Source organism: Paracoccus salipaludis (assembly GCF_002287065.1).
GTDB classification, from domain to species: Bacteria; Pseudomonadota; Alphaproteobacteria; order Rhodobacterales; family Rhodobacteraceae; genus Paracoccus; species Paracoccus salipaludis.
The window spans coordinates 1-662 of the sequence record NZ_NSJZ01000094.1; the positions used below are offsets into that span (position 1 = coordinate 1).

Sequence of the window (662 nt, forward strand, 5' to 3'; positions counted from 1 at the left end):
GCCAAGTAGGAATCTAGGTCATCGAAGTCTTGCATTAGCGTACCCTAAGTTTTGCGTTTGCAATATATACGATTCAATAAGATTAAGAAATTGGCAACAGATTTGTGAGACCAAACCCTGCCTTGCACTGAATATCGGAACCAGCTGCCTGGTCTGTGCAGTGGCACAAACGATATACAGCTTGGTTACGTCATGTTTGGTTATAGTTGGGGCATACGGTATCAAACGGTTTGACAAACGCTCTTCCTTTTCTGTAATAGGTTCTAGGGTAATTGAATCAGTTCGACGTAACCGACAGGGAAGGGAAAAAGTCATGGGAGACCGTTTGAAACTCACCAACGACATGGCTTCGTGGCGCCTTATGGTCGGCGCCGCCATCGAGGGCGCGAAGCGGATCGGCTACGACCTCAAGCGGCAACCCGGCCGCGGCCTGAGCAACACCTACGACGCCATCAAGGACGGCAAGACCTCGACCGTCTCGGTGCGCACCACGCGCGACCGCTGGTTCGCCTACCAGCCCGTCGAAGGCGGCACTCGGTGGAAGACACTCGATGAGGTGGAGCTGGTGCTGGTGTCGGCCGTGGACGACCCGGCGGACCCCCGGAACGTGGACGTGTACCTGTTCCCAGCCGATGAGGTGCGCAAGCGCTTCGACGCGTCCT

Annotated in this window: 1 pseudogene; it reads left to right on the forward strand. The window is 55.4% G+C overall.

Going from position 1 to position 662, the window contains the following annotated elements:
- Nucleotides 1-313 precede the first annotated feature (313 nt).
- Nucleotides 314-662 (forward strand): annotated as a pseudogene (locus tag CK240_RS17725) (hypothetical protein); the annotation flags it as partial.